The organism is Pseudomonas sp. SDO5532_S415, assembly GCF_054071155.1.
In genome coordinates this window covers 47713-55421 of sequence record NZ_JBSVWS010000018.1, presented here as the reverse complement: position 1 = coordinate 55421, position 7709 = coordinate 47713, and the positions used below count along the sequence as shown (strand labels likewise).

Below are 7709 nucleotides of genomic sequence, written 5' to 3'. Positions count from 1 at the left end.
AATGCGCACACAGATGTTGTGGCCGCAAAAGTCCCCTGTGGGAGCGAGCCTGCTCGCGAAGAGTCAGTCAACGCTCGGAAACGTCGATCCAGATCGTCTTGATCTCGGTGTACTGATCATGCGCCCAGATCGACTTGTCACGCCCGCCGAAGCCGGATTCCTTGTAGCCACCGAACGGCGTTGATGCGTCACCCTCACCGAAGCAGTTGACCGTCACGATCCCTGCGCGGATTTCCCGCGACAGCTTGATCGCATTGCGCAGGTTATCGGTGTAGACCGACGCCGCCAGGCCATATACCGAGTCATTGGCCAGGGCGATGGCCTGGTCAATGGTGGTGAAGGTGGTCACGGCGAGTACCGGGCCGAAGATTTCTTCCTGGAACAGGCGGCTTTCAGCGCCCACACCGTCGACCACGGTCGGCTCGACGAAAATGTCGCTCTCGGTGTTGCCACCGAACACCACGTTGAGCTTCTCGACAGCAGCGTGTTCGAGGTAAGAGCGGACTTTCTCGAAGTGCGCCTTGCTGACCATCGACCCGATGCGATTTTCCGGGTCCAGCGGGCTGCCCATTTTCCACTCGCGCATTTGCACGCCGATGCGTTTGAGCAACTCGTCCTTGATGTCGGCATGGACAATCAGCCGCGACGACGCCGAGCAGTTTTCCCCCATGTTCCAGAACGCGCCGTTGACCACATGGCTCGCCACCAGATCCAGATCTTCGACGTCGTTCATCACCACCGCCGGGTTCTTGCCCCCGCACTCCAGCACGATGCGCTTGAGGTTCGAATCGGCCGCGTAGTTGAGGAAGCGGCGACCGGTCGCCGTCGACCCGGTGAAGCTGACCATGGACACGTCCATGTGCCGTCCCAATGGCTCCCCGACTTCACTGCCACCACCCGACAGCACGTTGAACACACCGGCCGGCACGCCCGCTTCATGGGCCAGTTCGGCGACACGCAATGCCGTCAGCGTGGTTTCCTTGGCCGGCTTGACGATGATCGAGCAACCGGCGGCCAGGGACGGGCCGATTTTCCACGCCAGCATCAACAGCGGAAAATTCCATGGCAATACCAGACCGACCACACCAATGGCTTCACGCACCACCAGGGTCATCGCACCGGAACCGACCGGGGCGGTGTTGTCGTAGATCTTGTCGATCAGCTCGGCATGCCAGCGCAGGGTGTGAATGGTTTCGGGAATATCGGTGAGCTGGCACTCGCGAATCGGCTTGCCGCTGTCCAGGCTTTCCATGACCGACAGTTCGTGGGCGTTCTGCTCCAGCAGATCGGCAAAGCGCAGCAGCACTTTCTTGCGCTCGCCGGGGCTGAGCTTGTGCCAACGACCGTCGTCGAAAGCCTCCTTGGCCTTGGCCACGGCGAAATCGACGTCCTTGGCATCGCATGCGGTGATCTCGGCCAGCACTTCGTTAGTGGCCGGGTTGGTGGTGGTGAAGGTCTTGCCTGAACCCGAGGTGTACGGCGCGCCGTTGACGAAGGATTCAGTGGGAAACTTCAGTGTTTGCGCGATGGCGGCATATTCAGCCGCGCTGAGAAGATCAGCCATTGTTCGAACTCCCGATCACTTGAACAACTTCACGCTTGAGGGTGGCGATGACGTCCTTCAGGGCCTGTTTTTCGTGCTCGTACAGCGGTTGCAGCGGCGAACGCACACTGCCGGTGCGCAGCCCGTTGAGTTCGCAGCCGTATTTGATCGACTGCACGAATTTTCCGCTTTCCAGGAAGTCCATCAGCGGCATGAACGCGCTCATGATCTTGCGCCCTTTTTCGAAATCCTTTTCGACCACGCAGGCTTCATAGAGCGCAACGTGTTCGCGGGGGATGAAGTTGGAACCGGCACACACCCAGCTGCGCGCGCCCCAGGCAAAGAACTCCAGTGCCTGGTCGTCCCAACCGCAGGACAAGGCAATGTTCGGGTGGTTGCGCGCCAGGCGATGGACTTGCGCCATGTCGCCGGAGCTTTCCTTGATGGCGACGATGTTTTTCGATTCGGCCACCGCCGCGAAGTACTCCTCGCCCATGCTGACGCCCATGCGCGCCGGGTAGTTGTAGAGCATGATCGGCAGGTCGGCGGCGCGGTCGACGGTCAACGCATGGATGGCGTTTTCCTTCTCGGTCGGCAGTGCATAGGGTGGCGAGCCGACCAGTATCGCATCGGCCTTGATGGCGCGGGCAGCCGTGGCGTATTCCACCGAATCTTCGGTGCGGATGGCGCCGGTGCCGATGACCAGCGGCAAGCGCCCGCCGATCACGTCCTTGGCCTGGGTCGCCAGTGCGATGCGTTCTTGCGCGGTGTGGGCGTAGTACTCACCGGTCGAACCGCCAATGATGATGCCGTGCACTTTGGATTCGATCAGGTACTCGAGCACGTCGGCGAAGGCCGATTTGTCGATCTCGCCATTGGCCGTCAAGGGAGTGATTGCCGGGGTATAGATGCCTTCGAACTTCATGATTGCCTCTCCATCAGTAAGGGATGTTTTTTCAACTCAGTGCCGCCGCATCGCGCAAGTTCAGCGAGCGTGTTTCAGGTGCCATGGCCCAGGCCGCCGTCAACCCGATAAAGGTGACGCCTGCTGCCACATACATGGTGTTGCCGATACCCAGTGTCTGCAGTGAAACCGGCACCAGGTAAGTACCGACCGCCGCCCCGACACGGGACAGCGAAGTGCCGATGCCGACGGCAAAGGCGCGGATTTCCGTGGGGAATAGTTCGTTCGGGTAGACCAGTTGCAGCACCTGCGCGCCACCGATAAACACCGCGTAGGCACCGAACAGAAAGAGCACGAGTAATTCGTTGCCGTTGGAAAACATTGCCAACAGCAACAACGAAACACCCGACCAGAGAAAACTATGAATCAACATGCTGCGCCGACCGATCGTATTGATCAGCCTGGTTGCAAGTACACAACCAACGACAAACAACAACGTAATGGCCATGGAGCCATAGGAAGCCCACTCGCCTTTCAGATTAAGTGCCAACAAAACTTTGGGCGCGAAGGCATAAACCGCAAATACCGGAATAATCGAACACGACCAGAATACCGAGACAAAGAACAAGCGCTTGCCATAACCGGAATGCAGCAAGTCCATGAAAGTCATCTTCTTTTCATCGGGTTGCTCGGGCAGGTCCCGCAATGAATAGTGCGAGCCATACACCTGCTTGATCACCCGCTCGGCCTCGCGGTCACGCCCCTTGCTCAACAGCCAGCGCGCGGATTCCGGTGTGCCGACACGCAGCAACAGCAGCACTGCGCCGATGACCGATGCGCTCGCCAATGCATAACGCCAGGCATCGTCGCCCCCTGCATTGAGGATGGCGTTACCCACTACGTAAGCAAATGCCGCACCGGCAAACCACAGAATGGTCAATGCCGCGAGTCGCGGGCCACGTTGTTTCTTGGGCAGGAACTCCACCAGCAACGACGTGGCCACTGGATATTCGATGCCCACGGCCAGCCCAATGATGAACCTGAAGGCAAACAGCGCCGCTGCCGACTCCACCCAGAATTGCGCCAGCGAACAGATGATGAACAGTGAAGGGCCGATAAAATAAACGGTCTTGCGGCCCAGCTTGTCCGTCAGCCAGCCACCGATAAAACCGCCAAAAAACACACCCATCAAGGCCGATGCCGCGATCATGCCTTGCCAGAATTCACTCAGGTTCAGCGCCGACGTTACTTGCAACATGGCGATGCCGATAATGCTCAACACATAACCGTCGACAAACGACCCGCCTCCCGAACGGGCCGTCAACAACCGGTGGAAGTTATTGAGAGGAACATCCTCAATGGATGTATTAGGACTTGTCATTATTGTCTCCTATTACGTCTCGGTCATTCGAAGGGCTCAAAGACCTGAATTCCAGGTAAACGAAAGCCGTCTCGATCAAAAACAGTCAGCCGCCATGGACGCGCCAATAGCACTAACAACTTCCAATCAATCGTTTAAATTCGAACTTATCTAACTTACGTGTTGCTTGATCAGCTTTCCTTTCCTGCGCGGCACTGACCCCATAGAAGGTTCATGTTCACGCCTGCGGACAGTATCGGCTCAGGTGGATTTCTGTTCGGTCCCGGGGAGGACAACAAAAAGTCGATCAGGTGATTGCTTTTGCCCGCCAGCCAGTCGGCCAGCAGCGTGCCTGTCACTGTGCCCCGCGTGACGCCGAGTCCGTTGCAGCACAGTGCGCCGTAGACGTTGTTGCTCAACTGGCCGAAGTGCGCCATGTGATTCCTCGACATGGCCAGCGAGCCGCCCCAGGTGTACTCGAAGTCCACCTCCGGGAGCATGGGGAATCGGCGCTCGAACGATTCCTTGTGTCGCTGATGGAACCGTTGCAGGTACTTGGGATGGCTGCGCCCATCGGCATTGAAGCTGAAGCTGTTGCGCACCAACAGGCGATCATCCATGGTCCGGCGCAGCGTGGTGCCGAAAGGGTCGGCGGGTATCACGCCCCAATAAGGCCGGCCACCCAGGCGTGCCTGCTCTTGCTCCGTCAACGGCCGGGTCAGGCTCGCGTAGGTGAAGATGGGCAACATGCGCCCTTTCAAGAAGCCAAAACTCATGGCGAACGCGTTGTTGGTCAGCAGCAATTTGTCAGCAACGATACGGCCGAACTTATGGGTAAGGATGGTCTTGTCGCCATACTCCACTTCGGTAATCGGGGTGTTTTCGTAAAGCGTCACGTTGCTCGGCAGACTGTCGGCCAGGCCTTTTACCAGGGCAGCCGGCTGGACCAGTGCCGTGCCAGGGGTAAACAGCGCCTTTCGATAGAAGCCGGTGCCGATGTGCTTGGGCAAGTCCTTCTCTTCGATCATCTCGTAAGGTTGACCGAGCTTGTCCAAACCACGGCGGTAGGCATCCAGCACCGCGATACCCCGGTCTTCAATGGCCGCCTGGTACTTGCCGCACAGGCTGAACTGACACTGGATGCCGTGCTTCTCCACCAGGCTTTTCAAGATCGATTGCCCGGTCAGGTTCAACTCCATGCTGATCCTGGCGGTCTTGATGTCGCCGATATAGTCATCGGCGCCAATATCGTGTGGCAGGTCGATGGCGAATCCGGCGTTTCTACCGGAAGCGCCATACCCGACCTCCTGTGCCTCGATCAATACGATCTCATCATCCGGAAAGTTCAGCGCCAGTTGCCGGGCCGCTGCCAGCCCGGTGAACCCGGCACCCACCACCACCCAGCGGGCCGAGCGGATGCCTGAGTGAGACGCACGCGCCACTCTGGGTTGACTCAGGTGGAACCAGCCACAAGTGGAGTCGTCTGCCGGTGTGTATCTGATCTTTGCCATTTTCGCGACCTGGGCTCTTTTATAGTTGTGAGTACTAAAAGCTTCCCTTCTGCACGATCTCATCACGGTGTAAGTGGTGGTTATGCCAGTGCAACCGGTACTGCTTGTTAGAAGGTAAGTGCCACTTCCAGTCCTTCGGGCGCGGCGTATTCGGACATCCGTCGACGGGACAGCTCCAGGTGCGCGCGCACGATATCCCCGGCCAGAACCGGGTCATGGTTTTCAATGGCACTGATCATTTCGTCATGCTGCCCCGCCGCCACTTCCAGGTCTTCCTGCATGTCGGCGGTGGTCGGGTGGCGATAGAAAATCTTGCCCAGCCGCGCATGGTCGATCAGCAGGCGCTGCAGGCTCGGCATCAGGTAGGCGTTGTGTGCCATCTTGCCGATCTGCAGGTGGAATTCGTCGTTGTAGAGCACGCGCTTCTCGACATCTTTTTCTTCGATGGCGGTGCGGAACAGTGCCTGGATACGTTTGAGCTCGACAAGCTCGGCAGCCGTGGCGTGGGTCGCGGCCAGTTGGGTGGTGGCGATGTAGATCAGCGGTGCGGCAAGGAAAAAGCTGCGCAGCGATTGATAGTTCATCGAGGAAACCCGCGCGGCGCGGTTCGCTTCCAGATCAATGTAACCCTCGGCTGCCATTTGCCGCATGAGCTCACGCACCGGTGGCCGGGATAGCCCGAACTCGTCGCACAAGGCCAGTTCATCCACCACTGCGCCAGGTGCCAGTTCCATGCTCAGGATCCGCCGCCGCAGCGCTTCGCCCAACACAGCTTTACGGTCAACAGGCAGATCGGTGGAAGCCTGCAGATCGAGTTCTTTTATGGCCATCTTCAGAAACCTTCGTACGGGTGAGTGAGCATTGTCTACTACCTGTATTCTCACTATAAAACAACGTTATTCTTTGTGTCTACAATTAAAATACACAAAAGAAACAGAGGCCAATGGCAGGTGATGGGTGGTGAATGGGGAATGAATTCGAGTTGAAAAACGACGGTATTAACGCGGGCGTTCTGTAGGAGCGAGCTTGCTCGCGATGGTCGTTAACGATGACGTGTGCTTACGGGTTACACGCGGCGCTCTCGAGCCCATCGCGAGCAAGCTCGCTCCTATAAAACCGCGGTGCGGCGGTCATTTGACCAACCGCGTTTCCTTGGATGGGCGATAGCCGAAATACGAGCTGTAGCACTTGCTGAAGTGGCTGGGCGAAACGAAACCACAAGCCACCGACACTTCGACGATGGTCAACGAGGTGTGCTGCAGCAAACGACGCGCCTCGGTGATGCGCAGGTCCATGTAATAACGCTGCGGCGTGGTGCCCAGTTGCTCCTTGAACAGCCGCTCGATCTGTCGCCGGGAGCGGCCCGCGTACTCACAGAGCGCTTCCATCTCCAGCGGTTCTTCGAGGTTGGCGTCCATCAGGTTGACCACCTCGCGCAACGGGCCGCAGACCGAAGCGTTCAGCGAGGGTTTGATGCGCCGGTAACGTGAGGCCTCGAACGCCAGAATATCTTCAATGCCATCGGTCAACGCCTTGTCATGCAGACCCCTGATCCACTCCAGCGCCATATAGAAGGTGCCGTTTGGACTCGAGGCGGTCAGACGGTCGCGGTCCACCACGTAGGCTTCGCTGGTGACTTGCGTCAACTTGGCGATTTCCGCCAGTGCCGGGCGATGTTCGGGGTGAATCGCGCAGCGATAACCGTCCAGCAATCCCGCGCGCCCGAGAAACCAGGCGCCGTTCCAGATGCCCGCCAGGGTCACACCCAGTTCGGCCGCACCGTGCAACAGGGTGGTCAACGCCTCATCGGCCTTGAGCGCGGTACGATAACCGCCACACACCACCAGCAAATCCAGGGCCTGGATTTCGGCGTGGCTGAGACAGGCATCGGGTCGAATCACCAACCCCAGATCGCTGATCACTTCCCCTTCGGTCAAGCCAAAGGTTTTCGTTGAAAACAACTCAGGTCGCAGCAAATTGGCGGTGATGACTGTGTCGAGCGCCTGGGTGAACGCCGGCAAGGAAAAATGCTCCAGCAACAGAAATCCCGCCCGCGCCCGGACCGACTGGCCTTCGTGCTCATTGAGGTAGCGCAGGTTCTTGCCCTTCATGCCACCGCTGAACTGACGTCGCTCTACCAACGCACGCCTCGCTTCGTCGTGTTGACGAACATGTGAATTAACGCCTTGATACCTGATACTCCTGAGCAGGCTCGGTGAGTGGCCTGTTTACGCAAATTGAACGCCGTGGGCAAGAGGGATTTACCGCTCTGCTCAGGAGTACACAATGTGGGAGCGAGCCTGCTCGCGAATACGTCGGCACAGCCAACATCAATGTGTCAGACCCACCGCTTTCGTCGGAACGCCGCCCGGAGCGGGCTCGCTCCCACAG

At 58.5% G+C, this 7709-nt stretch carries 6 protein-coding genes; all 6 read right to left on the bottom strand.

Features of this window, described 5'->3' with window-relative positions:
- Nucleotides 1–67: 67 nt before the first annotated feature.
- Entirely contained in the window at nt 68–1564 is a 1497-nt protein-coding gene (locus ACW9HW_RS07800) for an aldehyde dehydrogenase (protein WP_457399256.1), read from the bottom strand.
- On the bottom strand, nt 1557–2468 hold the full coding sequence (locus ACW9HW_RS07795) for a dihydrodipicolinate synthase family protein (protein WP_457399254.1): 912 nt from the start codon (nt 2466–2468) through the stop codon (nt 1557–1559). Before ACW9HW_RS07795 ends, ACW9HW_RS07800 begins: the two co-directional genes overlap by 8 nt.
- 31 nt (nt 2469–2499) lie before the next feature.
- Nucleotides 2500–3828, bottom strand: a complete 1329-nt coding sequence (locus ACW9HW_RS07790) for an MFS transporter (RefSeq protein WP_457399252.1) — start codon at nt 3826–3828, stop codon at nt 2500–2502.
- 170 nt (nt 3829–3998) lie between these two features.
- Nucleotides 3999–5318: an NAD(P)/FAD-dependent oxidoreductase gene (locus ACW9HW_RS07785; protein ID WP_457399251.1), complete on the bottom strand. Its 1320-nt coding sequence runs from the start codon at nt 5316–5318 to the stop codon at nt 3999–4001.
- A gap of 107 nt (nt 5319–5425) precedes the next feature.
- Entirely contained in the window at nt 5426–6148 is a 723-nt protein-coding gene (locus ACW9HW_RS07780) for a GntR family transcriptional regulator (RefSeq protein WP_095195229.1), read from the bottom strand.
- A gap of 300 nt (nt 6149–6448) precedes the next feature.
- Nucleotides 6449–7459, bottom strand: a complete 1011-nt coding sequence (locus ACW9HW_RS07775) for a GlxA family transcriptional regulator (RefSeq protein ID WP_170948686.1) — start codon at nt 7457–7459, stop codon at nt 6449–6451.
- Nucleotides 7460–7709: the final 250 nt, after the last annotated feature.